Raw genomic sequence first — 23,937 nt, 5'->3', positions numbered from 1 at the left:
TTATGAGCATCGTTTGGCCTATCCTCTACTCGATTTTTATATGGTGGTTTAGCACCGGGATCATTCTGCTCTTAAATCAGCGCCATCCCTCCACCTATAGAAATGCTTTTTGGGTAAGCGGTATGGTGCTAGCTATGGCATTGGTAGGGCTGAAAACAAGTGCCAACTTAGGTACGGTAGCGGGAGCTTATTGTGGTTTCACCTGCGCAATTTTAGTTTGGGGTTGGCAAGAAATCGGTTTCTTATTCGGTTATGTCACTGGCCCTCGTAGAGAGCCTTGTCCTGAAGATTGTCGTGGCTTAAAAAAGATGCATTATGCCTTTCAGACTATTCAGCACCATGAAATTGCTTTGGTAGTTTTAGCAATGTTAGTAACCATCATGACTTGGGGTGGCGCCAACCAAACAGGCTTTTGGACCTTCATGATTCTTTGGCTCATGAGACAGAGTGCGAAGCTCAATATCTTCTTGGGTGTACTGAATCTGAATGAACGGTTTTTACCGAATCACCTGAAATACATCTTTACTTATTTCACCTGCAAGCCGATGAATCCCTTGTTGCCCCTCTCAGTAATTGGTGGTGTGCTGTGCGCCATTCCACTCTGGGAGGTTGCAATTCATCCCAGTAGTACTGATTTTGAAGTAGCTTCCATGTCTCTCACCGGCGCGATTTTATCTTTGGCTGTGTTGGAGCATATTTTGATGGTTGTTCCTTTTTCTAGTGAAGGCTTGTGGAAATGGGGAATGCGATCATAAATACTCTTCCGGTGCAGAGGTATCCTGCGCCCTCGGCCATTCTCGAATTACTGAAGCCGATTACTTGGTTTCCGCCAATGTGGGCTTTTGCCTGCGGTGTGATAGCGACTGGTGTTTCTTTTCAGGGTCGCTGGCATTTATTAATCGCTGGCGTGATCTTGGCAGGCCCTATGGTATGTGCGGCTAGCCAAGCAGTGAATGATTGGTTTGACCGTGAAGTAGATGCCATCAATGAGCCTCAGCGTCCCATTCCTTCAGGTCGCATGCCCGGAACTTGGGGGCTTTATGTCGCTTTCATTTGGACATTGCTATCACTGGCATTGGGCTGGTTTATTAGTCCTTGGGCATTTGTTGCGACACTGCTTGGTCTTTTATTAGCGTGGCTCTACAGCATGCCGCCATTACGTTTTAAACAAAACGGTTGGTTGGGTAATGCCGCTTGCGGAATATCTTATGAAGGCTTAGCTTGGTTTACCGGTTCGGCTGTCATGATGGGTGATGTATTTCCATCGACCCCTTCGATTTTACTTGCCATTCTATATAGCATTGGCGCTCATGGCATTATGACTTTGAATGATTTCAAGGCAGTAGAGGGCGATCGTCGAATGGGCGTTCTATCTCTGCCAGTGCAACTAGGTATCGCAGGCGCCGCTGAAAATGCCTGTTTGATGATGCTGGTTCCACAGTTCGGTGTGCTTGGGCTGCTTTTGATTTGGGGTGCCTTTTGGCAAGCATTCGTGATCTTGCTGCTCATCGCCGGTCAAATCAAGATGATGCATTATTTCTTGCAGGATCCAGTTAAGCGCGCATTATTTTTGAGTGGTTTTGGGGTGCCATTATTTGTTGCAGGAATGATGGTCAGTGCATTTGCAGTAGCAGGGCGATTCGCTATCAGTTAATTCATTGAACCTATGAGCACCGCAAACATTTCTTATCTCAGTTGGCTGCAAATTGCGAGGCTAGGATTGGTGCAAGCCTCTTTAGGCTCCATCGTGGTCTTAACCACCTCTCTCTTAAACCGAGTGATGGTAATTGAACTAGCACTTCTAGCTATTTTGCCTGGAGCACTAGTTGCTCTGCATTACTTGGTTCAATTGGTTCGTCCCCGCATGGGTTTTGGCTCAGATCAGACTCGTAGTGCTTCACCTTGGATACGAGGCGGCATATTGGTTTTAGCAAGTGGCGGCATATTGGCTGCAACTTCAATCATTCTCTTGGAGCAATCTATTATTTTGGGTATTGCGCTAGCGATCGTTGCCTTTGCCATGATTGGTGTTGGTGTGAGTGCTAGCGGTACTGCCTTATTGGTTTTACTTGCCAAACGTGTTGACCCCAAACGCAAAGCAGCTGCAGCAACCTGTGTTTGGCTCATGATGATTTTTGGCTTTGCAATGACTGCCAGCATCAGCGGAAAATTTTTGACGCCATTTTCTTTTGAGCGTTTATTGATGATCTCTTCTACCGTTTCTGTAATAGCAGTTATCGTTACCTTTTTGGCTATTTGGGGTATGGAGACACCAGCAGAGTCAGTTGAAAAACAAGCGATCAATCTAGCCCACGAGGATTTACAAAAACAGAATACCAAGGTTAATTTCCGTGAGGCACTTGCTGAAGTTTGGCAAGAGGGAGCCGTACGCTCATTTACCTGGTTTGTCTTCATTTCCATGTTGGCCTATAGCTCACAAGATTTGATCTTAGAGCCATTTGCTGCAGTCGCGTTTGGCTACACCCCTGCTGAAACCACGGCTTTATCAGGTCTTCAAAATGGTGGTGTCTTGGTAGGGATGCTCGCGTTAGCGTTTATTACCAGCAGAGCAAAGTCCAAGAATTTAACTTCTCTGCGCAATTGGACTATTGGTGGGTGTCTTGCTTCAGCGATTGCCATGATGGGCTTGGTCTTATCTGGACCGGTTGCCAGCAGTCTCTTTTTCAAGACCGCTGTCTTTTTCTTAGGCATCTTTAATGGCGCTTTTTCAATTGCAGCCATTGGCTCAATGATGCAATTTGCCAGCTTAGGCAGTGAAAAGCGTGAAGGGGTTCGCATGGGTATTTGGGGCGCTTCGCAGGCCCTTGCTTTTGGTTTAGGTGGCATCGTCGGGACTGGTCTGAGCGATATAGCTCGGATTGTTTTAGGAAACCCAGCGACTGCCTATGCGTTTGTCTTTTTATTAGAAGCTGTTTTATTTGTTGTGGCTGCGTACTTATCATTTCAGACACGTCCGCACAAACAAACAAACGAGTTGTCAAAGCATTTAGTAGGTGCGTAAGTTTTTCAAGATTAAATGATGTGCTCAATATATGGAGATCAGAATGGGTACTTTAGAAACTTTTGATGTCGTAGTAGTTGGTGGTGGCCCAACTGGAGCCACAGCGGCAAGTGATCTAGCCAAGAAAGGTCGCAAAGTGCTCCTCTTGGATCGCATGGGCCGAATCAAGCCTTGCGGCGGCGCCATACCTCCACGCCTAATTAAGGATTTTGAAATCCCTGATGAGCTCCTTGTAGCCAAGGCCAATTGCGCCAGAATGATTGCGCCGTCAGATAAGGCAGTAGATATGCATATTGAGGGCGGCTTTGTCGGGATGGTCGATCGCGATAAGTTTGATGAATTTTTGCGCGTGCGTGCCGCCAATGATGGTGCCGAGAGAAGAACGGGCATCTTTGAGAAAATCACTCGAGATCAAGATGGAGTCTCAGTCATTCACTATGTTGTGCGCGGCAAGCATGGTGCGCCTGATGAAACCATAGCTGTTCGTGCTAAGGCAGTGATTGGTGCAGATGGAGCTAAATCTGGAGTTGGACGCCAAGCGATTCCAGGCGCTAAGGATGTGGAATATGTCTTTGCCTATCATGAGATAGTGAAGGTTCCTGATAATCCACCAGCTGACTTTGATGGTTCTCGCTGCGATGTTTTTTATCAAGGCGCTTTATCCCCAGACTTTTATGGCTGGATCTTTCCTCATGGCAAAACCATGAGTATTGGAACTGGAACTGCTGATAAAGGCTTCTCTTTGAGAAGTGCAGTAGGTGCACTCAAGAAACAAACTGGTCTTGAGGATGCTGAAATGCTCAGACATGAAGGCGCACCGCTACCAATGAAGCCATTAAAAAAATGGGATAACGGCAGAGATGTTGTCTTGGCAGGAGATGCTGCTGGCGTGGTTGCGCCAGCCTCAGGCGAAGGCATCTATTACGGAATGTATGGCGGCAGAGTCGCTGCTGAGGCTGTTGAAGAGCTACTGGTAACTGGCAATGGCAAGGTGTTAGCAAAAGCTCGCAAGCGTTTCATGAAAGAACACGGTACTGTATTTTTGGTACTCGGAATCATGCAGCGTTTTTGGTACAACAACGATAAGCGTCGCGAGCGCTTTGTCAAGATGTGTGAAGATAAAGACGTTCAGCGCTTAACATTTGAATCGTATATGAATAAGAAACTTGTTCGCCGTGATCCTTTGGCGCACTTCAAGATTTTCTTAAAAGATACCGCCCATTTATTGGGTTTTGCAAAGGTTTAAAGAGTAGGGTGTTTGTTTGACAGCAGTTTTTAATCAGTTTTGACTACTGAAAGGAAGTGGCATCATGAAAGATAACAGCGCAGCAACCTTAAAAATGAAGTCCGGCAAAATGTATCTGATTGGGATTATTGCCTTTTCCGGTTTGATTACTGGAATTGTCTTTATTAAGTTCTTGTTCTCAGTTTAATTTTGTGGGGTCAGGCTCAGTTTTTCGAGACTGAAGCCATTGTCGTTCACCAGGCGGCTTAATAGCGCTTGGTAGCGATTGGAATCCACTGTTTTAGTGCGTGAGAGTATCCAGAGATATTCTCTTCTAGGATCGCTGACGGCGGCCAACTGGTACTCTGGGTCAATATCAATGACCCAGTAGTCACCCCAGACTAAGGGCAGGAACCCTAACCAAGCTGGTGCAAAACGGACCTCTAGCTTGGGTGAAGTAGAGTCACCAATTTGCCTTGCGGTACCTAAGGCCTCACCTTTTTCATTGTTTTCAAATGTGCAGCGATTCGTCACACTCACATTGCCATCGTCTTTGATCTTGTAGGTGGCATTGGTATCAGCAATGCATTTTCTTTGAAACCAATTTGGAAACTTAGCAATCTCGTACCAAGTCCCTTGATAGCGGGCAACGTCTAGTGAGGGGATTGTTTTAACAGGAGCATTTGGCTTTGGTTCAGCTTGGGCCATCACCCCAGTTTGTGCGCACAAGAAAAAAAGTAAGCCAAAAATGTAGTGATGTTTTCTCATGATATTTGCCTCAGTATTTTTCAGTGAGTTGAATGCTGCAAGTAGTGATTTGTTCATTACCGCTTTTGAGTTGAATTAATTCGTTACCCATCTTATTGATTTTAAGTTGCCCAATTTGTGGGTCAAAGCGCATTAATATTTGGTAGAAATCTTTTACCTCTAATAGGTCAATCCTAATCTCTTTGCCTTCATAGAGCAAGCTTGCAACCAGCGAGTCTTTATGAATGGCTATCTGCATAGGACTACCATTGAGAACGCATGCCAGTGTCTTTGCTTTACGATCAATCGCGTCTATTTTGGGTGCATGAGAGTCGCAACCCCATAAAGCCAAAGCCAATAATAGCGACGCTAAAGCGTTCTTTAGACTCATCGGGGCAGACGCCAAAACTAGCGCTTAAGAGAGTTGAGCGAGAGGAGAAACCCCAATCAAGTATTGGTGCAATCCGAATATGAAAACCACCCAGAGAATCACGCCAGAGGCGATAGTAATCACAGTAGCCTTAGTGCTGATTTGAGCTTGCTCAGGGATATGAACTGGTCGTTTTCTGGCAGAACGAAAATCCAAAACAGCCCAGATGAGAAAGCTGCCAAATAGGATGAGATCTACTAGGGTGCCGTTAGATAGTAAATGCGCTAGGGCCCATACTTTGACGCCGAGAATCATTGGATGTTTTAGCTTGAGGCGGATCGCATTATTCGAAGGCGAGCTTCCAGCTAAGAAGATAAAGGCGATGAGGTTTAATACCAAGGCTATATAAATGAGAAATGCATTGGGCTGCCATAAAACCAAGGTATCTTGTCTTGCTTGTCCATAGCCAACTACCATGATGATGAATCCAATTAAGGAAATGATGGTGTACAAGCCTTTCCATTTCACTTCACCGATTTGATCAATGATTTGGTTGCGCCATGACTCAGCAAAGATGCGACAAGAGTGACTGGCGAGAAAAATAAAGAGACCGAATAGAAATAAAGCCATGGAATGCTCCAAAGGGAAAATAGGTTTTAAGGTTTGTGAATTTCTGATTCGCTGGGCTTAATGCCATAGGGTTCTACTAGAGGCCAGATGTGTTTAGGAATCATCGAAGCCATTTTTGCAGGCTGCTCTCTTCTTAGATGAATCACAGTTTCAATGGCTTTCATTTCTACGCGAGTGCGAGCAAATTCAAGGCCACGAGGTCCAACCTTAGGCATCAGCCAACCCACAATCGGTCTTAACCAGTTCGGCATTTTTCTTAAAGGAAGGCCACCAGCAGCGCGCTCAACATTTTTCATAAAGCCCACCACGGCTGAGTGACGTTTGCCAGCACTTCCTGGTACAGAGGTGTGCACTTCATCACCCAAGAGCGCTAGTAATTCTTCACCACGTTGATTGCGAACGATCAGCCATTGCTCACCCTGACCGCCCATATAGCCAACTGTGATGTCAGACAGCACATTGGTGTAATCAACACAGGTTCGGCAGGTTAAGGGAAAAAAGTCATTTGGCAAAGTAGAGAGCGGCAATTGCAGAAACGGAACCTCTTTCTTTTTGCCATTTTTAAAGCGCACTTCAACGTGATAATCTGCTCTAAATTCAAGATAGTTAATCTCATCCGGCTCTGAGCTAACTAAGGACAGAAAGTGATGAAAGTTCTCAGTGGTGGTGTTGTCAGAACACGGCGTTCCAATCACGTAAAGTTTTTCGAGGCCCAATTCTTTTTCTAGAGCCCTTAAAGCGTATACCTGACAAGGGATGCCAATCACAGCCATCTTTTTATAGCCTTTAGCAATCGCCGGCTCTAATAGCGAGAGAAGTGGCGCATAGCCCATTCTCATGCCACGACACTTAGCCATATCTGATGCTTTATCAATAATGATCGGCAATGGTTTCCAGCGATCCTGGGGGTCCTCGGTCATCGTCAAAATAGCATCGACTGCGCCTGTTTCAAGTAGGCGCTCTCCGATCCGCGTGGTAATTCCAGTCCATTGCGCGCCTGCACTAGGAAGATTGAGTGCAGCCCTCAGCATTTTGATGAAGGGACCAAAATGCAGTTCATCAGGACGACTCAAATCTCTTGCTCTGCCATGAACCTGTGTTTCTAATTCTGGGTAATTGGGCTTGATAAATTGACAAGCTTCGCCGCAACGTTTTGGATTATCAGTGCGAGAAATACCACAGTCAGTGCAGAGGCTCCGATAAGGTGCATTAGAAGGGTTCACACAGTCCTTTGGTCACTATCATTTTAGGGTAATGGGGCAAAAAGCAAGGTAAAGATAATGCATTTATTATGACCTGAATAAGAAATACTTGCAGACCAATTTTATGAATATGGAGAGTCATCATGCTACCGAATATCCCCCTCAAAAGACTTGATGGAAGTGCAGAAAATTTACAGGATTATGCTGGCAAGACACTCTTAATAGTCAATGTCGCCAGTAACTGCGGCTTTACTTCTCAATATCGTGATTTACAAAATCTTTACACTGCAAATCAAGCCAAAGGCCTGGAGATATTGGGCTTCCCATGCAATCAATTTGGCGCTCAAGAGCCGGGCTCTGCAGAGCAGATTCAAAGCTTTTGCAGCACTAACTATGGTGTGACTTTTCCGATGTTTGAGAAAATTGAGGTCAATGGTGATGGGACTCATCCCTTGTATCTTTATTTGAAAGATCAGGCGCCTGGTATCTTAGGAACCACTGGGATTAAGTGGAACTTCACTAAATTTCTCGTGAGCAAAGATGGTCAATCCATCACACGACTTGCATCGGCCGATGGCGCTAGCAAGATGGAAGAAGCGCTTCAAAAACTACTCTAAATGAGATGCTGCCTAGAGAAGTAGTTACTTCTTTTTCTTCTTATCGGAGTCTAACCATTCGTTGATATCTGGGAAGGCATCTTGAACTTCACCCATAAATTCACGAACCATGTAATACAGGCCAGCAATTAAGAGACAAAAAACAAAGATCGATAGAAGGAGTAGGGTAGTGTTACTCATTTTTTACGATTCAATAATGCAGATAATTTGAAATAAATCCCAAAGCAAAATATTGAGGGCACCCAAAGCGCTGTAAAGATCGACTGCTCACGATCTTGGACTACAAACCATAAATAGGCTGAGGTAAAGAATGAAATCACCACCGCCATGAGAATGAAGTAATCTGATTTTTTAAACATATTCACTCCTTCGCTTCGTTATTAAAATAATCCCCAATTCCGTAGCCAATTGCGCTCAGAAGGCATCCAATGATAGCGCAGCCACCCAATACACGAATGCCTGAAGAAAGACCAAAAGAAAACATATCGGCAGAAATGAAGTCCCACAGACTCAAGCTAATCAAGATAAAGCTAACCGAGCTAATGAAGAAGCCCGAAAGGATGAAGGTCTTTTCAGCTAATTGCGGTAAGTTGGTCATTGGGTTGATGACGACTAGTAGCTTAGGAGCCTAGCAGGCAGCTTCAATTAAGCAACCGACTCTACTGGCTTGGCTGGCCATATGAAATTGGTCATTGCTGCGATAGTGATGAGCAGCAAGATGATTTCTATTAGATAGACACCGCAGTAACCGGTAGCTGGGCTATTGAGCTCTTCGCCAAAATAATTTCTGGAAGCCATGCCAGCCAAAATATCCCGAAAAATGCCTCCAAAGCCAACTGCAATCCCTGCAGCAGTTGCTTGCACCGCTCCCCATGCACCCAATGCCAAGCCACTTTGATTTTCTGGAGCATATCTCATGGTGGCAGTTAAGGTTCCATGACTAAATAGCCCGTTACCAAAGCCAATTAATACCACCCCGAGAATAAAAATGAGAGTGCTATTAAATGGCGCAGCGATGATGACCAACATGAATGCAGGAATACCAATTTTGGCGCCATTACTAGCCATCTTAAAAGGATCGTAACCAGCACTTAATACCTTGGAGGCAATGCTAAAGCCAAACAAACAGCCAACGGCCAAAGTAGCAGTTAACACAGTGGTAGCACTCACACTCATGTTTAATAATTCACCACCATAAGGCTCTAGTAAAACATCATTCATGCTAAATGCCATGGTGCCAAAACCTACTGCAATTAAGCGACGAATTGCTTGACCACCCTCCTTGAAGGTTTCCCAAGACTCTTTAAAGTTTTGTTCTCTAGCGACTTGCGCTCTAGCACGCGCTTCTTCGCGGCTTTCTTGTTTCCAAAGTGCAATAGCATTCAACAAAATCGTGACGACAGCACTTCCTTGAATGACTTGGATTAAGCGTCCAGGGCTGTACTCTTCTAATAGCTGACCAAAAATCAAAGCGCTGCCAATCATACCAATGAGTAACATCACAAACATCAGGCCAACAATATTAGGCTGCGCCTTAGGTGGTGCAAGATCACAAGCCAAGGCAAGACCAACGGTTTGCGTTGTGTGAATGCCGGCGCCAACAAATAAAAATGACAGTCCAGCAGCTGCTAGTCCAATCCATGCTGGCGCTTCGCTCGCATTGCCTGCACCAGCTAATACTAGCAAAGCAAAAGGCATGATGGCTAGTCCGCCGAATTGCACCATGGTTCCCATCCAAATATAAGGAACGCGACGCCAACCGAGAGCAGATTTATGAGTGTCGGAGCGAAAACCAATCAGCGCTCTAATAGGAGCAAAAATAATGGGCAAGGAAACCATGATCGATACCAATGATGCTGGTACATGTAACTCCACAATCATTACTCGATTCAGTGTGCCCACTAAGAGCACTAAGGCCATGCCAACTGATACTTGGAAGAGGGATAGTCTGAGTAATCTACCTAGTGGTAGTTCAGCAGAAGCGGCGTCTGCGAAGGGCAAAAAACGGGGGCCTAAATTAGCCCAGGTACTGATTAATTTTTGACTAAAGCGATTCATCTAAAACTGAGTTTAACTGACGAGTATGCAAAACAAAAAAATAAGACCCAGATCTAACGATCTAGGTCTTATGAGACAAAATAAAATTTATTTTTGTGCTGCTGGTGCCGCGGGCGCTCCAGAAGTAGCGCCAGCCTTCGCAGACTTACCGCCTTCTAAAAAAGCCTTCACCCAAGTTGTGTTGTTAAGTAATGCCAAATGAACTGAAAAGGAACCAACTGCTACTGCACCCAAAAACAATGGGATGCCAACTGTTGGTCTTACTACTGTCCACATTTTTCCGTAGATCATCTTAAGCTCCTTAAATTACTTCAACCAAGGTGAATAGATGTAAGCAAGTAAATGGGCAAGTGCTGCGATCATCCCAAAAAATTGCGTACCTTGAATGAGGTTGCGATGTAGCTCTTCCGCTTCCTCAACACTCAGACCTGTAAGAGTGTTATTTGTCATAGTGTTTTCCTCTCAAATCTAACTGCGTCGTGCAAACCCACACGAGGGTACTAATTAACCTTCTTTGCCACAAGGTGAATTTAGTCCTAATGTGTAAAAAAATCTAGACACTTTTCTAAGGAATTTCCCTTATAAGTCAACGTGTTGCACTGCAGAATACATGGCAAAACAGCTATTTTTGAGCTGTTTTAGGGCTTTTGGGGGATAAAATGGGCTCCGAACACGGTCTAATTGAGGTGTCATATGAGTCAATCTAGTGAGCGTTTTAGCACTATCAAAATCATTTTTGAGATCGCTTGTGCTGCAGGCGGGTTTGCCATGTCCCTCCTATTTGCCAAGCAGCTCGATTTAGGAGACGTCCCTGGTGTTTTTATGGGCCTCATGGGGGCAATTTTCACCTTCATTCTTGCGCAGGGCCTCACAAGCTTCATTTTTCGTATACTGCGTTGAGATTAATGTGAGGTCCAGCCTCTTGTTTGATAAGGATAGGTTATGAATAAGCAATCTACATCGAGCCCAATTGATGCGAAGTTTAAAAGAACCATGCTTTGGCTCAAATTTGCCATCGTTGTCTTCCCCATCGCCTTGCTCGGGCAGATCTGGATTCTCTATCAGGAGTATTCATTTACCAATTTACTTTTTGTGCTGATCACGGCCTTGGCCTTGTATTCCACAGTGAATTCATACAAAAAATTCAAAACTTACGAGGCTGCTGCTAAGAGCCAGCAATAATGGGTTCATATGTGGGTTTTCCCTAGGTGGGAAACTGAAATAGGTGTCAATCTTGATTGACATCTTGTGAATCACGGGGAAGAATCATTTTCATGATTTTTCTACGCCCACTTCAAGCTATTTTTAGATAGCCTCTCGTATGCAATTACTCAATCTTGGTGTGAATCATCACACGGCTCCAATTGATATTCGAGAGAGTGTCGCTATTTCTCCAGAGGATTTGCAAGACTCATTATTAGATCTTCGTGATTATTTGCGAGGCACCCATCGCGAGTTAATGCCTGAAGTCGCCATTTTATCGACCTGCAATCGCATGGAGATTTACTGTGCTGCTAATGACGTGACTCAACCGAGTCATCATTTAGAAGAGCGTGCTTTTGATTGGCTGACTGCACAAAAGCGTCTGCACAGTGATGCATTAAAGCCATATATTTATTCTGCAAAAGAGACTGATGCTGTAAAGCATGTATTTAGAGTGAGCTGCGGAATGGACTCAATGGTTTTGGGTGAGACTCAGATTCTGGGTCAAATGAAGAAAGCGGTTGAATTCGCGGACCAAGCAGGCACATTAGGGTCCTATTTAAAGCCACTATTTAATAAAACTTTTTCAGTTGCTAAGGCAGTACGCGCAACAACGGATATTGGTAAACATTCAGTTTCTATGGCTAGCGCATCAGTTCGCTTAGCCGAAAGAATCTTTGGTGATTTAAATAACTCAAAAGTCTTATTTATTGGTGCAGGCGAAATGATTCAGTTATGCGCCTCACACTTTGCTGGTAAAAAACCAAAGCAGATTGCGATCACGAATCGTACCGTTGACCGTGGCGACGAAATGGCCAAAGTTTTTGCCGAGAAGGGTTTAAAAACCGACTCCTTTCCTTTGCAATCGCTACCAACCCGTTTGCATGAGTTTGATGTCGTTGTTTCATGCACGGCTAGTTCCTTGCCCATCATAGGTATGGGGCTTGTTAAAACAGCTTTGAAGACTAGAAATAGTAGGCCGATTGTATTAATCGACTTAGCTGTGCCACGTGATATAGAGCCAGAGATTCGCTCTCTCAAGGATGCCTACCTGTATTCGGTTGATGATTTGGGCAGCCTGGTTAATGAAGGTCGCAATATCCGCGAGCTCTCAATGGCTGATGCTGAAATTATTATTGACAATGGCGTGAGTGAATTTTTCCAGACGCTACAAAAAAGAACACTAGTACCAATCATTCAGTCCTTGCAAAATACTGCAGGCCGACTCAAAGAAATTGAATTGGAAAAAGCAGTGCGGCGTATTAAAAGGGGCGAAGATCCGGTTGAGGTTTTATCGATCATGGCAGATGCCCTAGCGAATAAATTTATGCATGCTCCTATCAATGCATTACAAAATTCACCCAATAATGAGATCGAAGATTTCAAGCGAATTCTCACTAGTATTTATCCTCCAAAATAATGACGGCGTTGAATATGCTCCAGGTCACCAAACTACTCCATACGATTAATTCTTCGCAGGACTTAAAGCAACTCGAACAGTCTGAGCTTCCACAATTGGCCGATGAATTGCGTGAATTTATCCTTCAATCTGTTGCTAGTACGGGTGGGCATCTATCTTCTAATCTTGGAACGGTAGAGTTAGCAGTCGCCTTGCACTACGTTTTCAATACGCCTGATGACAGAATCGTTTGGGACGTAGGCCATCAAAGCTATGCTCACAAAATTCTGACTGGGCGCAGAGAGGGAATGCCTCAGTTGCGCCAGTTTGGAGGCTTGTCTGGATTCCCTAAGCGTTCGGAAAGCGAATACGATGCTTTTGGCACAGCACATTCTTCCACCAGTATTTCAGCTGCTTTAGGTATGGCGGTCGCCAGTAAAGTAAAGGGCGAAAAGCGCAATGTGGTTGCCGTGATTGGAGATGGCTCTATGAGCGCGGGCATGGCCTATGAAGGTTTAAATAATGCCGGGGTTGATAAATCCATTCCCTTGATCGTGATTTTGAACGATAACGAAATGTCGATTTCGCCAGCCGTCGGAGCTCTCAATCGATATTTAGCAAAACTCATTAGCGGTTCAATTTATGGGGCCACTAAAAAAGGCTTAGATAAGGTGCTTTCCTATAGCCCTCCCTTGCGAGAGTTTGCAAAAAGACTGGAGGGTCATGCTAAGGGGATGATTGGTCCAGCTACCATTTTTGAAGAATTTGGTTTTGATTACTATGGCCCAATCGATGGTCATAACTTGGAAGATTTGATTGTCACATTGAGTAATTTAAAAAAGATTGCTCAAACTGATGGCCCACAATTTCTGCATATCGTTACCAAAAAAGGTAAAGGATACGAGAGGGCAGAGTTAAATCCGATTGCTTATCATGGGCCAGGAAAATTTAATCCCAGCGAAGGTCTAAAGCCTTCCGCGCCAGGTAAAAAAACCTATACCGAAGTGTTTGGTGAATGGCTTTGCGACATGGCAAAGCAAGATCAGCGTCTGATTGGTATTACGCCAGCGATGCGTGAGGGTTCTGGTCTAGTTCAGTTTGAAAAACAGTTTCCTGAGCGTTACTTTGACGTAGGCATTGCAGAACAACATGCGGTGACTTTTGCGGCAGGTATTGCTTGTGAAGGTCTCAAGCCAGTAGTCGCTATCTATTCCACCTTTTTACAAAGGGGCTACGATCAACTAATCCACGATGTGACCTTACAAAATTTACCGATTGTCTTTGCCGTAGATCGAGCTGGTATGGTTGGTGCAGATGGTGCAACACATGCAGGTGCATTTGATGTGGCCTTTTTAAGATGCTTGCCGAATGTGGTGCTCATGACGCCATCTAATCAAGCAGATTGCAGAAATATGTTGACCACAGCTTTTAGCTTAAATGGTCCCTCAGTGGTGCGTTATCCACGGGGTTCTGGATTGGGTCCTGAAGCCTCTCAGAAACTTGAGGTTATTACCGTTGGCGAGGGATTGATCGTTCGCAAAATCAAAAATACTGTAGCCGTCGGTAAAAAGATTGCTTTCGCTTGTTTTGGTCCTTTGCTTTACAGTGCGTTAGAGGCTGCAGAGGAGCTTGATGCTACGGTTGCCGATATGCGCTTTGTGAAACCTCTAGATGAAAAATTATTATTAGATCTAGCAAAAAATCATGATGCTTTGGTCTTTGTTGAAGATAGCGCTATCCAAGGAGGGGCTGGTAGCGCCTGTTTAGAAGCCTTATCAGCACACAAGATTCAAATACCGACTTTACAAATTGGCCTACCCGATGAGTATGTCGAGCATGGTGATATTAATGTGCTGCTAGATTTTTATGGCCTATCCCCGAAAAAAATTCTGACTAAGGTGCGTGAGCATTTTCAAATCTAACGATCTATTTCATGTTTAAGAAAGAAAAAAAAGACACTCAAGGTTTATCAAAAGAACAAAAGTGGCAATACATTGGTAAACCTGTTGCCATCATCTTTGGCACTCTGAATCTATTCATTCTGATTTTTTTCTTAATCAACTATTACGCTTAAATACTGAACCAAAGGCTGATTAACCCATGTTGAATAAGAAAATGGTCGTGCCATTTGTGTGGGGCCTATCCATAGCGATTTTGGGCGGCCTGGCAACGGATTTGGGGCCTTGGTATCACGCTTTAAAAGAGCCTTTTTGGAAACCCCCCGATTTTTTATTTGGTCCCATTTGGTCTACTATTTTTATTCTTTCAGGTATCGCTTGGGTAGGGGTAAAACACTTGACCTCGGATACTTTGATTCTCAGTCGCCTGAATATTTTCTTTTGGCTCAATGCACTTCTGAATTTACTGTGGAGCATTTTGTATTTTCGTTTTCAAAGACCTGATTGGTCTTTATATGAAGCCGTGTTTTTATGGCTTTCAGTGCTAGCTATTTTTCTGACAATCAGAAAAATTTCTACTAAATATAGCTTATATATCTTGCCGTATTTAGTATGGGTCAGTATTGCGATTGTTTTAAATTGGGATACAGTTCGACTGAATGGCCCCTTCGCCTAAAAGTGCGACTGGGATGCAGGTAAAACAAATTAAGAGAAGTCCATGACTAAAGAACATCGAATCGTGATTGTGGGAGGTGGTGCTGGCGGTCTAGAGCTCGCAACCAAACTCGGCGATCGTTTTCGCTCCCGTAACAGTGGCTCTAAAAAAGTATCCGTTATTTTGGTGGATAAGAATCGTACCCATCTATGGAAGCCAAAACTGCATGAGGTTGCTGCAGGCTCTATGGATCTTGCCGATCAAGAGCTAGACTACATTGCGCAAGCACACTGGCATCATTTTAGTTTTCGCTTAGGTGAGTTAACCGGTATAGATAGAGTCAACCGACAAATTCAGGTGGCCCCTTTTTATGATGACGCGGGTGTATTGATTACGCCTGAGCAAACGATTCAATACGACACCCTAATTATTTCTATTGGTAGCTTAACGAATGATTTTGGTACCCCGGGCGTTGAACAATATGCTCAAAGGCTTGAGTCTCTTGTAGATGCAAAGCGCTTTCACTTACGTTTGATCAATGCTTGTCTTAGGGCTCAAGCTCAAACCAAGCCTTTGGAAGCCCATCAATTACAGGTTGTCATTATTGGGGCTGGTGCTACTGGAGTAGAGTTAGCCGCAGAATTGCATCGCACTACGCGTGCGATTATTTCATTTGGCATGGATCGCGTGGATCCCGAGAAAGATCTCAAAGTCATTTTGATTGAGGCTGCTCCTAAGATATTGCCTGCACTCTCTGCAAGAATCTCCAGCGCGGCTGAAAAATTACTCACCGATCTTGGCGTTGAAGTCATGACTAATGCCAAGGTGAAAGAAATCCAGTCTGATCGAGTATGTTTATCTAGTGGCGTAGAAATTCCAGCTGAATTAATTGTGTGGGCGGCTGGGGTTAAGGCGCCAGACTTTTTGAATGGGATTGGCGGCTTAGAAAGTAATCGTGCTAATCAACTGTTGGTATTACCAACCTTACAAACTACCCTTGACCCTCATATTTTTGCAATGGGAGACTGTGCTGCATGTCCATGGCCAGAGGCGAATAATGGCAAGGGCGGCATTGTTCCTCCTAGAGCTCAGGCAGCCCATCAACAAGCCTCACATCTCTTTTCTCAGATCAATCAAATCATGGATGGCAAGCCGCTGCGACCTTATCAATATCGCGATTTTGGCTCGCTCGTATCCTTGGGTGAATACAGTAGTGTGGGTAGCATGATGGGAGGTTTGATTGGCGGCAGTCTGATGGTGGAAGGTTTGTTTGCAAAGCTGATGTACATCAGCTTATACAAACTTCATCAACTGGCCCTGCATGGCTGGGTTAAGGTGGCTTTAGACACCATCAGCCGTTTAATCCACCGTAGAACGCATTCTATCGTCAAGCTTCACTGAGCCAAGCAGATATTTTCTTAAGCGAGTAATATTTATATAAATAACTAGCTTAAGAGTATCAAATGAGTCACTACCAACCTATTAATTTCTCCGACCGGGTGGCCCTTTTCTTTACAAAAAGTATGCGTTTTTTTGCAGATACTTTTTTCCAAAAAAGATATGGTCACCGCGCAGTCGTTCTTGAGACCGTTGCAGGTGTTCCTGGCATGGTTTCTGGGATGTGGACCCATCTGACCAGTTTGCGCAAGATGAAAACGGGATATGGTCCGAAGATTCGTACTTTGTTGGATGAGGCGGAAAATGAAAGAATGCACTTAATGACTTTCATTGAGATTGCTAAGCCCAACGGATTTGAGCGCTTTTTAGTCCTGACTGCGCAAGCAGTATTTTGGAATATGTTTTTTGTTATCTACGTTTTTTTTCCAAGAACAGCTCATCGCATTGTTGGATATTTCGAGGAGGAAGCAGTTTATTCCTATACAGAATATTTACGTGAAATTGATAATGGAAGCTTACCCAATATCCCTGCGCCAAAAATTGCCATTGACTATTGGAACTTATCTGCAGACGCTACATTGCGTGATGTGGTGATTGCAGTCCGAGAGGATGAAGCAAAGCATCGCGACGTGAATCATGAGTTTGCTAGCGAATACGACCGTTAGGATTTAAACCAACTCAGCCTTCATGATTGGGCTATCTCAATAGAGCGAATAAGCCGGTGATGGCAATCAGAATGTAAAGGAACAAGTAAATCTTGATATCCTTAAAAACAATTTCTCGCGCAATTTTTTTGTATTTCAAAAGATAGAGATGATAGATGATGGGTGAGATCAATATCACACCAAACTCAAAGATTAGCTCTAGTTTTTCACCAGTCATCTATTTAATGAATTTGCTTTTTGAAAACACTAACAGGGCGACAGATACGATGCCTATGGAAAAGAGAAAAAAAGAGCCGGTTTTTACAAACACCACAAAGCCTATTAGTACTAAGCCAAATGCAAATAATCCCAATTTATCTCTGGACATTTCATTGCTCCCTAAGCAATAGCGTTTGTTCTAGACTCTGTTGATCATACAAGACCTGTTCCTATAATGGCAATGAGTTTTCATCGTGGAAAATATGACGATGCAATCTTTCTTGTAGGCTTTGAGAACCCTATATATTGTTGATAAATGACTGAGTTACGCCAAGCCACTCTTGAAATACTGGCCATTACCGATGCGCAAATAAAGGTAAGCCGAGTTTTTCAATTATTTGACGAATATCACAAGCAACTTATCGATATGAATCCTGCTGCACTATTAAATAGTCAAGATCTGGCTTTGCCTGGGCGCCCGCAACGGCCTGAATTGATTCCGCCTCTTCAGGTTCCCAAAAGAAAAATGGATAGCGTCGAGGGAAGGGTAGCTTTATTGCACTCACTAGCCCATATCGAATTTAATGCGATTAATCTTGCCTTAGACGCGATTTGGCGTTTTCCTAACATGCCTCAGCAATACTATGAAGATTGGCTCAGAGTTGCCAAAGAAGAGGCTTACCACTTCACACTAGTGAACGAATACATCCAATCTTTTGGATTTTCTTATGGTGATTTTTCTGCACACAATAGTTTGTGGGAAATGGTAGAGAGAACGCAAGACTCAGTCATTGCTCGGATGGCGCTTGTTCCGCGCACCATGGAAGCTAGGGGCCTAGATGCCGTACCCATGATTCGAGATCGTTTCAAGCAAATTAAAGAGCTCGGCGCAGTAGATATTCTAGAGATCATTCTCCGAGATGAGATCGGGCATGTAGCCATTGGTAATCATTGGTTCAATTTCTTATGTGAGAAAGACAATCTCTCGCCAATTACCGCCTATAGAGATCTAGCAAAAAAATATTCCGCACCCAAATTACGGGGGCCATTTAATTTCGAGGCTCGTAAGCAAGCAGGATTTACTGCTGAAGAGCTCAGTTTGCTTGGGGTATAGTCACAATAAATATTGATTAGGAGAGTATATGAATTTATCTCGTCGCACATTCATCACATCGGCTGCGTTAGCGCCGGTAGCTTGTGGCGTGCCGCTTTCATATGAGCGCGGCATTCCAGTTGCGCAGCCTAACCCGGCACCCGCTATTCGTGCGCCCCAAGTTGGTCAGGAATGGACCTACGTTAAACGCAATGTATTTGACGGTAAAAATTTAGGGCTGATTACTGAGCGTGTAGCCAGCATTGGTTCAACGATTGTGATTGATCGATCGAACGAAAGCGGCGAAAAACTACCCAATGAAATTCAAGGACCTTGGGGTACAGTGATTCGAGATCCGCATTGGTCTAGGGTCATTAGCTTTAACCCAGCCATCCCTTTATGGCCTCAAGAGTTAGCTTCAAGCTGGAGTAAGCAATTGATTACCAAATATAGCTTGGCAGGCTACCCAGATAATGCTTATGGCTGGCAAGAATATATGAGCGCCCACGGTTGGGAACAAATGACTGTACCTGCAGGCAGTTTTCTGACTTTGCGTTACCAAAATCTGATTAATTATGTGAGCGATGATGACAACAAAGTCAATTGCATCCGTAAAGAAACTGTCTGGTTTGCTCCCAGTATTGGTCGTTGGGTTGCCCGCGAATCCTCTGGCTCTTATATGATTCAGGGTCAGTTAGGCATGCCTAATTTGGAAGATAGTCTTCAATGGCAACTCACTTCATACAAGTAAAACACTGGCGCAGATTCTTTTTAGTAGCCCTGCCAATTTTTTTGCTAGGGTGCATTTCTTCGCAGCCATTTCCTCAAGGTGTCAATGTAGGTCAACCCATACCAACGCCAATCGTTCGGGCGCCCAAGGTAGGGCAAGAATGGGTTTACCAAGTCCGTAATGTATTTAACCAAGAAATCATTGATACCGTCACCGAAAGAGTTGTCTCGGTAGGTAGTGAAATTCGTATTGCACGCTCGGGAGTCAAGTCGGGTCCATTGCCCGATGAAATCCAAGCGCCCTGGGGCTTTGTCTTGCAGGATCCGCATTGGAGCCCTTCACAAAAATTTCAGCAGGCAATTCCTCTTTGGCCTGAACAACTTCAGGTGGGCTGGTATCGGTTTTATAAAATCCACTATCAAGTTCCCGCTTATCCAGATGGAAGTTATTACTGGGGGCTCAATATGTCGGCACTTGCTTGGGAGCAAATCCAGTCTCCATTAGGAAAGTTTCTGACTCTTCACCTCCACAATGAGATACCTTATTTTGAGAGTAATGACCTCTTGAGAGTTCAAAATATCCGCGAGGAAGATGTTTGGTTCTCTCCAGAAATCGGCCGCTGGGTGATCCGCAGGGGCAGTGGGCGCTACATTACGCCCGGAGTGTTTTGGTCAAACGCCTACTGGGAAGACTATTGGCAATGGGAGTTAGTCTCCTGGAAGTAAGCAAAGCGCTTAAAATAGCCTATTGCTATGTATACCGTTAAAGAACTATTTCCAACCTTACAAGGTGAGGGCGCTCACGCTGGACGTGCTGCTATTTTTTGCCGTTTTTCCGGGTGCAATCTATGGAGTGGTCGCGAAGAGGATCGTGCTTCAGCAGTCTGTCAATTTTGCGATACCGATTTTGTCGGTAGTGATGGTGTTGGTGGTGGAAAATTTGAGACTGCCAATAATTTAGCAAAGGCTATAGAGACTGCTTGGAGAAGTACTTCGGCAGGCCCGCAGCAACGTTATGTGGTGTTTACTGGTGGTGAACCACTCTTGCAGTTAGATGAAGAGCTCATCACCGTGCTTCATCAAAAAGGTTTTGAGGTGGCGATTGAAACTAACGGCACCATCAAGGTTCCAAAAGGAGTTGACTGGGTTTGCGTTAGTCCAAAGGCAGGTTCTGATCTGATTGTGTTGCAGGCAAACGAACTCAAGTTGGTGGTTCCACAAGCTGGGCACGATTCTGTAGAAAATCTAATGGCCCGTTTTGAGAAGATGGATTACCGCAATCGCTTCTTGCAACCCATGGATGGACCAAATCTTAAAAGCAATACAGAGCTGGCAGTGGGTTTGTGCCAAAAACGTCCCTTGTGGAGACTGAGTATTCAATCGCATAAACTGATTGGAATCCGATAAAAGGGCTGCGCCCAATTCTTTAAATTACCAAATGACTAGTAAACAAGCTGCTATCTCCATTACCCGCCGTCTTGAGTTTGACTCAGGTCATCGCATTCCAAATCATGATGGGCAATGCAAGCATTTGCATGGGCATCGCTATGCAATCGAGGTGACCTTGACTGGTGAGGTGGCAGATCATCCTGGCAAAGCCGATGATGGCATGGTCTTAGATTTTGGTGATATCAAAAAGCTCACTAATCAACATGTTGTTGAACCATGGGATCATGCATTTTTAGTCGCTAAAGAAGACCAAGGTTTGGTGGCATTCTTGGCGACATTGCCAAATCATAAAACCGTCATCATGGAGCATGTTCCCACTGTCGAGAATCTGGCAAATGCTGCATTCACTATTTTGCAACCTGTCTTTGCTAAAGCATTTAGTGGTCGTCTTGAGCTCTCAGCAATTCGTCTATATGAAACTCCAAATTGTTGGGCTGACGTTCACCCTACTTAAATGAATCAAGCTGAACTTGATCATCAGTTTATGGAGCAAGCGATTGAGCAAGCTCAATTAGCTGCTACTGCAAATGAGGTGCCGGTTGGTGCAGTTTTAGTACGCGACGGTAAGGTCATTTCTAGGGGATTTAATCAACCTATCTCGCATCATGATCCTAGTGCGCATGCCGAGATGCTGGCTCTGAGAGAAGCGGCAAGGGTAGAAGCAAATTATCGCCTTCCAGGCACTACCTTATATGTAACCCTAGAGCCTTGTGCAATGTGCTCAGGCGCCATCCTGCATGCCAGGGTAGAGCGGCTTGTCTTTGGCGCACTAGATCCTAAAACAGGTGCCGCTGGAAGTGTTTTGGATGTATTCTCTGCAAAAGAAATTAATCATCAAACCAGCGTTGAGGGTGGCGTCATGAGTGAAGAGTGTGGTCAATTACTGCGCAGCTTCTTTAAGGAGCGACGTTGAACTCCATCCATCTCGTTGCTCCATCAGGCGCTAGTCTGGATGAGAAGAGCCCCTTAGCGGGGATGGCTTGGTTAAAAAGCCAGGGTATGGCGATTCATAATCCTGATTGTGTTCATCGTGTACACGAGCGTTTTGCTGGAAGTGATGCCGAGCGATTAAATGAGCTCAATCACTTAGCCACATTAGATACGAAGCAAATTGTGATGGCAATGCGTGGTGGTTATGGTATTCATCGTTTGCTGTCGGATATTCAATGGAATGCAATTGCTCAAGCAGTGAAGGGTGGGCTCCAGATTTGTGGGCATAGCGACTTCACCAGTTTTGAGCTGGGTCTCTTGGCTAAGACGGGCGCGATTACTTTATCTGGCCCTATGCTCAATTATGACTTTGGCAGAATCGATGAGAATGGCAAGCCAATTCCTCCAGATGAATTCATGTGGAAGCATTTCTTATCTGCTATACAAGAAAGAAAACTCGATTGCACTATTAATGCATCTCAAGCATTCTTGGGGCAAGTAGATTCAGGTTCAATTACTGGAATGCTTTGGGGTGGAAATCTCACGGTGCTAGCCAGTCTTATCGGAACATCTTACCTACCATCAAGCACCCAAACAAAGGGCGGTATTTTATTTTTAGAGGATGTGAATGAGCATCCCTATCGGCTGGAAAGAACCTTGATGCAGTTATTGGATGCTGGTGTACTGGGTAATCAGGCAGCAGTATTACTAGGGGGTTTCTCGGCATATCGTTTATACGACAACGATAAAGGCTACACCCTTGAGCGTGCGGTTGAGGCTATTCGTCATCGCCTAGCAAAATACATTCCTATTTTGACTGATCTACCATTTGGCCATCAAGCCAATAAACTTACTCTACCCGTTGGAGCAAGTGCCACTCTTGAGTACAGTGCTGCAGGCTTTAATCTTAAGGCAAGCTGGTAAAGATGTCTTTTAAAAGATTTATTACGCAAAGTATTCTTTTTTTAGCGCTGACTTTCACGGGGGTAGTCATGGCAATTGAAGAACCAAAATATTCCGTGCTTGAAAAGGCGCCCCCATTTGAACTTCGATCTTATGCGCCGATGATTTTGGCTGAGGTTCAGGTTGAGGGCGATCTCGATGAAGCATCAGGTCAAGGCTTTCGGCTCATTGCTGCTTATATCTTTGGCCAAAACCAAGTTAGTGAAAAAATTGCGATGACTACTCCAGTTGCGGTAGAGGAGCAGCCTGCTAAAAGTGCCAAGATAGCCATGACCACTCCAGTCAATATTGAGAGTAAGGCTGGGCAATGGGTGGTTTCATTTGTCATGCCCTCTGAATACACTATGGAAACGCTACCGAAGCCCCTCAATTCAAAGGTGCAGATCAGGCAAATTCCTGCAGTCAAAAGAGCGGTGATTACCTTCTCAGGTTTTTATAACAGTCAAAAAGTCGCCGAGAGAGTCTTAGAGTTAGAAGAGTGGATGAAGACACACAATCTATCAGCGAATGGCTCACCAAAATTCGCCCGCTATAACCCGCCTTGGACACTACCGTTCATGCGTCGCAACGAGATCATGATTGATGTGCGCGACTGAGTAAATCTAAGATTCGTTTTATGCCTCAAAACTCTTGAGTAAGAATTGCGCTCCACCATCAATACCTAGAGCCTTGGTTAAAGTGGGTAGTGCATCAGCGAGATGCTTTTCTAGTGTCCACGGTGGATTAATAATGAACATGCCACTCGCTTGAAGGCGCCGTTCACCAGGTGCATTTTCAACGCGCAACTCAGTATGAAGCCAAGAGCGCTGATGAGCGGCGCAAATCTTTTTCATGCGATCAGGTAGGGCGATAGATTCTCTTCTGGAAAGAATCGGATACCAGACTGCGTAGCAGCCAGTAGCAAAACGCTGTAATGCTTCTTCGATTGCAAGCTCTAAATACCGATAATCCTGCTTGTCTTCATAAGAAGGATCAATGAGTACTAAACCGCGCCTACTAGGAGGCGGTAGTAAGCCCTTCAGTCTGCTGAAACTATCTTCAGCATAAATATCAATCTGCTTTGATTGCTTCAGTTCTCCAATGTTATGGCGAAGAATATCAATCTCTTTGGGATGAAGTTCAAATAACTTCAGGCGATCTTGCGGTCTCAACAGTCGAGCCAGAATAAATGGGGACCCAGGATAAGTCTTGAGATCTCCCCCAACATTTTCCGCCTCAATACAATCCAAATATGTTTGAACGCTTTCCGGAATGGGATTGCCCGCTTCTTTGAATTTCAATAAACGATATATTCCACCTTCTGCTTCTTTGCTCACAGCAGCAAAGCCATCCTCTAGGCTATAGACACCAGCACCAGCATGGGTGTCGACCATCGTCAAGGCTACCGGTTTTTCTTGTAAATACTCTACAAGATGAATAAGGGTAAGGTGCTTGAGAATGTCAGCATGGCTGCCAGCATGAAAAGCATGTCGATAGCTAAACATAC

Annotated in this window: 33 protein-coding genes; 22 read left to right on the top strand and 11 right to left on the bottom strand. The window is 44.5% G+C overall.

Annotation, left to right across the window (positions count from 1 at the left end):
- Positions 1 to 2: 2 nt before the first annotated feature.
- The 5 genes from puhE to ICN21_RS11075 all read left to right on the top strand — a co-directional run bounded on the left by puhE (position 3) and on the right by ICN21_RS11075 (position 4,455).
- Positions 3 to 755: a putative photosynthetic complex assembly protein PuhE gene (gene puhE / locus ICN21_RS04045; protein ID WP_216176887.1), complete on the top strand. Its 753-nt coding sequence runs from the start codon at positions 3 to 5 to the stop codon at positions 753 to 755.
- The gene (gene chlG / locus ICN21_RS04040) at positions 737 to 1,654 is read left to right on the top strand and encodes a chlorophyll synthase ChlG (protein ID WP_215295300.1); all 918 of its coding nucleotides are present in this window, start codon (positions 737 to 739) and stop codon (positions 1,652 to 1,654) included. Before puhE ends, chlG begins: the two co-directional genes overlap by 19 nt.
- Positions 1,655 to 1,666: 12 nt before the next feature.
- Positions 1,667 to 3,022: a BCD family MFS transporter gene (locus ICN21_RS04035; protein WP_216176886.1), complete on the top strand. Its 1,356-nt coding sequence runs from the start codon at positions 1,667 to 1,669 to the stop codon at positions 3,020 to 3,022.
- A gap of 43 nt (positions 3,023 to 3,065) precedes the next feature.
- A complete protein-coding gene (locus ICN21_RS04030; RefSeq protein WP_216176885.1) occupies positions 3,066 to 4,268 on the top strand; it encodes a geranylgeranyl diphosphate reductase in 1,203 nt (400 codons plus the stop codon).
- A 64-nt stretch (positions 4,269 to 4,332) separates the two neighbouring features.
- Positions 4,333 to 4,455: a hypothetical protein gene (locus ICN21_RS11075; protein ID WP_255534195.1), complete on the top strand. Its 123-nt coding sequence runs from the start codon at positions 4,333 to 4,335 to the stop codon at positions 4,453 to 4,455.
- On the opposite strand, the gene ICN21_RS04025 is transcribed toward ICN21_RS11075, so the two are convergent.
- From ICN21_RS04025 to ICN21_RS04010, 4 genes are read right to left on the bottom strand one after another with little or no spacing between them, the layout of a single operon-like run.
- Positions 4,452 to 5,015 carry a lipocalin family protein gene (locus ICN21_RS04025; protein WP_215295294.1) on the bottom strand — a complete coding sequence of 188 codons (564 nt, stop codon included), beginning with the start codon at positions 5,013 to 5,015 and terminating at the stop codon, positions 4,452 to 4,454. The genes ICN21_RS11075 and ICN21_RS04025 overlap by 4 nt on opposite strands.
- Positions 5,016 to 5,025: 10 nt before the next feature.
- On the bottom strand, positions 5,026 to 5,385 hold the full coding sequence (locus ICN21_RS04020) for a hypothetical protein (protein WP_216176884.1): 360 nt from the start codon (positions 5,383 to 5,385) through the stop codon (positions 5,026 to 5,028).
- Between the two features lie 24 nt (positions 5,386 to 5,409).
- Entirely contained in the window at positions 5,410 to 5,994 is a 585-nt protein-coding gene (locus tag ICN21_RS04015) for an NnrU family protein (RefSeq protein WP_215295291.1), read from the bottom strand.
- Between the two features lie 26 nt (positions 5,995 to 6,020).
- Positions 6,021 to 7,217, bottom strand: coding sequence for a Coenzyme F420 hydrogenase/dehydrogenase, beta subunit C-terminal domain (locus ICN21_RS04010; protein ID WP_216176883.1), 1,197 nt, complete (start codon positions 7,215 to 7,217; stop codon positions 6,021 to 6,023).
- A 119-nt stretch (positions 7,218 to 7,336) separates the two neighbouring features.
- Here ICN21_RS04010 and ICN21_RS04005 point away from each other — a divergent pair, with 119 nt between their 5' ends.
- Positions 7,337 to 7,813 (top strand): glutathione peroxidase, encoded by a 477-nt coding sequence (locus tag ICN21_RS04005; protein WP_370624049.1) that lies wholly within the window; start codon positions 7,337 to 7,339, stop codon positions 7,811 to 7,813.
- 24 nt (positions 7,814 to 7,837) lie between these two features.
- Here the strand turns inward: ICN21_RS04005 and ICN21_RS04000 are convergent, their stop codons facing one another.
- The 6 genes from ICN21_RS04000 to pufB form a co-directional block, all read right to left on the bottom strand.
- Positions 7,838 to 7,993, bottom strand: coding sequence for a hypothetical protein (locus ICN21_RS04000; RefSeq protein WP_216176880.1), 156 nt, complete (start codon positions 7,991 to 7,993; stop codon positions 7,838 to 7,840).
- Positions 7,990 to 8,172 carry a hypothetical protein gene (locus tag ICN21_RS03995; RefSeq protein ID WP_215295283.1) on the bottom strand — a complete coding sequence of 61 codons (183 nt, stop codon included), beginning with the start codon at positions 8,170 to 8,172 and terminating at the stop codon, positions 7,990 to 7,992. Before ICN21_RS03995 ends, ICN21_RS04000 begins: the two co-directional genes overlap by 4 nt.
- Positions 8,173 to 8,174: 2 nt before the next feature.
- On the bottom strand, positions 8,175 to 8,411 hold the full coding sequence (locus ICN21_RS03990) for a hypothetical protein (protein WP_216176878.1): 237 nt from the start codon (positions 8,409 to 8,411) through the stop codon (positions 8,175 to 8,177).
- A 47-nt stretch (positions 8,412 to 8,458) separates the two neighbouring features.
- Positions 8,459 to 9,871 (bottom strand): PucC family protein, encoded by a 1,413-nt coding sequence (locus ICN21_RS03985; protein ID WP_215318423.1) that lies wholly within the window; start codon positions 9,869 to 9,871, stop codon positions 8,459 to 8,461.
- An 87-nt stretch (positions 9,872 to 9,958) separates the two neighbouring features.
- Positions 9,959 to 10,162 carry a light-harvesting protein gene (locus ICN21_RS03980; protein ID WP_216125127.1) on the bottom strand — a complete coding sequence of 68 codons (204 nt, stop codon included), beginning with the start codon at positions 10,160 to 10,162 and terminating at the stop codon, positions 9,959 to 9,961.
- Positions 10,163 to 10,177: 15 nt separating this feature from the next.
- Positions 10,178 to 10,321 carry a light-harvesting antenna LH1, beta subunit gene (pufB, locus tag ICN21_RS03975; protein ID WP_112294365.1) on the bottom strand — a complete coding sequence of 48 codons (144 nt, stop codon included), beginning with the start codon at positions 10,319 to 10,321 and terminating at the stop codon, positions 10,178 to 10,180.
- A 243-nt stretch (positions 10,322 to 10,564) separates the two neighbouring features.
- Between pufB and ICN21_RS03970 the strand changes: the two genes are divergently transcribed.
- From ICN21_RS03970 to ICN21_RS03895, 16 genes are all read left to right on the top strand, one after another.
- A complete protein-coding gene (locus tag ICN21_RS03970; protein WP_215318422.1) occupies positions 10,565 to 10,771 on the top strand; it encodes a hypothetical protein in 207 nt (68 codons plus the stop codon).
- 42 nt (positions 10,772 to 10,813) lie between these two features.
- Positions 10,814 to 11,053 carry a hypothetical protein gene (locus ICN21_RS03965; protein ID WP_215295274.1) on the top strand — a complete coding sequence of 80 codons (240 nt, stop codon included), beginning with the start codon at positions 10,814 to 10,816 and terminating at the stop codon, positions 11,051 to 11,053.
- A gap of 139 nt (positions 11,054 to 11,192) precedes the next feature.
- The gene (gene hemA, locus ICN21_RS03960; protein ID WP_215295272.1) at positions 11,193 to 12,494 is read left to right on the top strand and encodes a glutamyl-tRNA reductase; all 1,302 of its coding nucleotides are present in this window, start codon (positions 11,193 to 11,195) and stop codon (positions 12,492 to 12,494) included.
- A gap of 14 nt (positions 12,495 to 12,508) precedes the next feature.
- Positions 12,509 to 14,395 (top strand): 1-deoxy-D-xylulose-5-phosphate synthase, encoded by a 1,887-nt coding sequence (gene dxs, locus ICN21_RS03955; protein ID WP_216176876.1) that lies wholly within the window; start codon positions 12,509 to 12,511, stop codon positions 14,393 to 14,395.
- 11 nt (positions 14,396 to 14,406) lie between these two features.
- Positions 14,407 to 14,547: a hypothetical protein gene (locus ICN21_RS03950; RefSeq protein ID WP_215295268.1), complete on the top strand. Its 141-nt coding sequence runs from the start codon at positions 14,407 to 14,409 to the stop codon at positions 14,545 to 14,547.
- Between the two features lie 26 nt (positions 14,548 to 14,573).
- On the top strand, positions 14,574 to 15,047 hold the full coding sequence (locus ICN21_RS03945; protein ID WP_215295266.1) for a TspO/MBR family protein: 474 nt from the start codon (positions 14,574 to 14,576) through the stop codon (positions 15,045 to 15,047).
- Positions 15,048 to 15,089: 42 nt separating this feature from the next.
- Positions 15,090 to 16,427 (top strand): NAD(P)/FAD-dependent oxidoreductase, encoded by a 1,338-nt coding sequence (locus tag ICN21_RS03940; protein ID WP_215318412.1) that lies wholly within the window; start codon positions 15,090 to 15,092, stop codon positions 16,425 to 16,427.
- A gap of 62 nt (positions 16,428 to 16,489) precedes the next feature.
- Positions 16,490 to 17,089: an alternative oxidase gene (locus ICN21_RS03935; protein WP_216176874.1), complete on the top strand. Its 600-nt coding sequence runs from the start codon at positions 16,490 to 16,492 to the stop codon at positions 17,087 to 17,089.
- 514 nt (positions 17,090 to 17,603) lie between these two features.
- Positions 17,604 to 18,401, top strand: coding sequence for a ferritin-like domain-containing protein (locus ICN21_RS03930; RefSeq protein WP_216176872.1), 798 nt, complete (start codon positions 17,604 to 17,606; stop codon positions 18,399 to 18,401).
- 28 nt (positions 18,402 to 18,429) lie between these two features.
- The gene (locus ICN21_RS03925) at positions 18,430 to 19,131 is read left to right on the top strand and encodes a hypothetical protein (RefSeq protein WP_216176871.1); all 702 of its coding nucleotides are present in this window, start codon (positions 18,430 to 18,432) and stop codon (positions 19,129 to 19,131) included.
- On the top strand, positions 19,107 to 19,835 hold the full coding sequence (locus ICN21_RS03920) for a hypothetical protein (RefSeq protein WP_216176870.1): 729 nt from the start codon (positions 19,107 to 19,109) through the stop codon (positions 19,833 to 19,835). Before ICN21_RS03925 ends, ICN21_RS03920 begins: the two co-directional genes overlap by 25 nt.
- 27 nt (positions 19,836 to 19,862) lie before the next feature.
- Complete coding sequence (gene queE / locus ICN21_RS03915; protein ID WP_215318404.1) at positions 19,863 to 20,516, top strand: 7-carboxy-7-deazaguanine synthase; 654 nt, start codon at positions 19,863 to 19,865, stop codon at positions 20,514 to 20,516.
- Positions 20,517 to 20,547: 31 nt separating this feature from the next.
- Positions 20,548 to 21,012 carry a 6-carboxytetrahydropterin synthase QueD gene (gene queD / locus ICN21_RS03910; protein WP_216176869.1) on the top strand — a complete coding sequence of 155 codons (465 nt, stop codon included), beginning with the start codon at positions 20,548 to 20,550 and terminating at the stop codon, positions 21,010 to 21,012.
- Entirely contained in the window at positions 21,013 to 21,471 is a 459-nt protein-coding gene (tadA, locus tag ICN21_RS03905) for a tRNA adenosine(34) deaminase TadA (RefSeq protein WP_216176868.1), read from the top strand. It begins immediately after the preceding gene.
- Positions 21,468 to 22,412: an LD-carboxypeptidase gene (locus ICN21_RS03900; protein WP_216176867.1), complete on the top strand. Its 945-nt coding sequence runs from the start codon at positions 21,468 to 21,470 to the stop codon at positions 22,410 to 22,412. The genes tadA and ICN21_RS03900 overlap by 4 nt, the downstream gene beginning before the upstream one ends.
- Before the next feature lie 68 nt (positions 22,413 to 22,480).
- Complete coding sequence (locus tag ICN21_RS03895; RefSeq protein WP_215295247.1) at positions 22,481 to 23,047, top strand: heme-binding protein; 567 nt, start codon at positions 22,481 to 22,483, stop codon at positions 23,045 to 23,047.
- Between the two features lie 18 nt (positions 23,048 to 23,065).
- Here ICN21_RS03895 and ICN21_RS03890 read toward each other — a convergent pair whose 3' ends face one another.
- Positions 23,066 to 23,935, bottom strand: coding sequence for a 23S rRNA (adenine(2030)-N(6))-methyltransferase RlmJ (locus ICN21_RS03890; RefSeq protein ID WP_216176865.1), 870 nt, complete (start codon positions 23,933 to 23,935; stop codon positions 23,066 to 23,068).
- Positions 23,936 to 23,937: the final 2 nt, after the last annotated feature.

This window comes from Polynucleobacter sp. AP-Feld-500C-C5, assembly GCF_018882265.1.
Classification (GTDB): domain Bacteria; phylum Pseudomonadota; class Gammaproteobacteria; order Burkholderiales; family Burkholderiaceae; genus Polynucleobacter.
Note: the sequence above shows the minus strand (reverse complement) of the source record. Positions and strands in the feature narration are given on the sequence as shown.

Bases quoted from the DNA above. Each gene is read 5' to 3' on its own strand.
- puhE (WP_216176887.1), top strand. From the start codon at position 3: ATGAGCATCGTTTGGCCTATCCTCTACTCGATTTTTATATGGTGGTTT.
- chlG (WP_215295300.1), top strand. From the start codon at position 737: ATGGGGAATGCGATCATAAATACTCTTCCGGTGCAGAGGTATCCTGCG.
- ICN21_RS04035 (WP_216176886.1), top strand. From the start codon at position 1,667: ATGAGCACCGCAAACATTTCTTATCTCAGTTGGCTGCAAATTGCGAGG.
- ICN21_RS04030 (WP_216176885.1), top strand. From the start codon at position 3,066: ATGGGTACTTTAGAAACTTTTGATGTCGTAGTAGTTGGTGGTGGCCCA.
- ICN21_RS11075 (WP_255534195.1), top strand. From the start codon at position 4,333: ATGAAAGATAACAGCGCAGCAACCTTAAAAATGAAGTCCGGCAAAATG.
- ICN21_RS04025 (WP_215295294.1), bottom strand. From the start codon at position 5,015: ATGAGAAAACATCACTACATTTTTGGCTTACTTTTTTTCTTGTGCGCA.
- ICN21_RS04020 (WP_216176884.1), bottom strand. From the start codon at position 5,385: ATGAGTCTAAAGAACGCTTTAGCGTCGCTATTATTGGCTTTGGCTTTA.
- ICN21_RS04015 (WP_215295291.1), bottom strand. From the start codon at position 5,994: ATGGCTTTATTTCTATTCGGTCTCTTTATTTTTCTCGCCAGTCACTCT.
- ICN21_RS04000 (WP_216176880.1), bottom strand. From the start codon at position 7,993: ATGAGTAACACTACCCTACTCCTTCTATCGATCTTTGTTTTTTGTCTC.
- ICN21_RS03995 (WP_215295283.1), bottom strand. From the start codon at position 8,172: ATGTTTAAAAAATCAGATTACTTCATTCTCATGGCGGTGGTGATTTCA.
- ICN21_RS03990 (WP_216176878.1), bottom strand. From the start codon at position 8,411: ATGACCAACTTACCGCAATTAGCTGAAAAGACCTTCATCCTTTCGGGC.
- ICN21_RS03985 (WP_215318423.1), bottom strand. From the start codon at position 9,871: ATGAATCGCTTTAGTCAAAAATTAATCAGTACCTGGGCTAATTTAGGC.
- ICN21_RS03980 (WP_216125127.1), bottom strand. From the start codon at position 10,162: ATGATCTACGGAAAAATGTGGACAGTAGTAAGACCAACAGTTGGCATC.
- pufB (WP_112294365.1), bottom strand. From the start codon at position 10,321: ATGACAAATAACACTCTTACAGGTCTGAGTGTTGAGGAAGCGGAAGAG.
- ICN21_RS03970 (WP_215318422.1), top strand. From the start codon at position 10,565: ATGAGTCAATCTAGTGAGCGTTTTAGCACTATCAAAATCATTTTTGAG.
- ICN21_RS03965 (WP_215295274.1), top strand. From the start codon at position 10,814: ATGAATAAGCAATCTACATCGAGCCCAATTGATGCGAAGTTTAAAAGA.
- hemA (WP_215295272.1), top strand. From the start codon at position 11,193: ATGCAATTACTCAATCTTGGTGTGAATCATCACACGGCTCCAATTGAT.
- dxs (WP_216176876.1), top strand. From the start codon at position 12,509: ATGCTCCAGGTCACCAAACTACTCCATACGATTAATTCTTCGCAGGAC.
- ICN21_RS03950 (WP_215295268.1), top strand. From the start codon at position 14,407: ATGTTTAAGAAAGAAAAAAAAGACACTCAAGGTTTATCAAAAGAACAA.
- ICN21_RS03945 (WP_215295266.1), top strand. From the start codon at position 14,574: ATGTTGAATAAGAAAATGGTCGTGCCATTTGTGTGGGGCCTATCCATA.
- ICN21_RS03940 (WP_215318412.1), top strand. From the start codon at position 15,090: ATGACTAAAGAACATCGAATCGTGATTGTGGGAGGTGGTGCTGGCGGT.
- ICN21_RS03935 (WP_216176874.1), top strand. From the start codon at position 16,490: ATGAGTCACTACCAACCTATTAATTTCTCCGACCGGGTGGCCCTTTTC.
- ICN21_RS03930 (WP_216176872.1), top strand. From the start codon at position 17,604: ATGACTGAGTTACGCCAAGCCACTCTTGAAATACTGGCCATTACCGAT.
- ICN21_RS03925 (WP_216176871.1), top strand. From the start codon at position 18,430: ATGAATTTATCTCGTCGCACATTCATCACATCGGCTGCGTTAGCGCCG.
- ICN21_RS03920 (WP_216176870.1), top strand. From the start codon at position 19,107: ATGGCAACTCACTTCATACAAGTAAAACACTGGCGCAGATTCTTTTTA.
- queE (WP_215318404.1), top strand. From the start codon at position 19,863: ATGTATACCGTTAAAGAACTATTTCCAACCTTACAAGGTGAGGGCGCT.
- queD (WP_216176869.1), top strand. From the start codon at position 20,548: ATGACTAGTAAACAAGCTGCTATCTCCATTACCCGCCGTCTTGAGTTT.
- tadA (WP_216176868.1), top strand. From the start codon at position 21,013: ATGAATCAAGCTGAACTTGATCATCAGTTTATGGAGCAAGCGATTGAG.
- ICN21_RS03895 (WP_215295247.1), top strand. From the start codon at position 22,481: ATGGCAATTGAAGAACCAAAATATTCCGTGCTTGAAAAGGCGCCCCCA.
- ICN21_RS03890 (WP_216176865.1), bottom strand. From the start codon at position 23,935: ATGTTTAGCTATCGACATGCTTTTCATGCTGGCAGCCATGCTGACATT.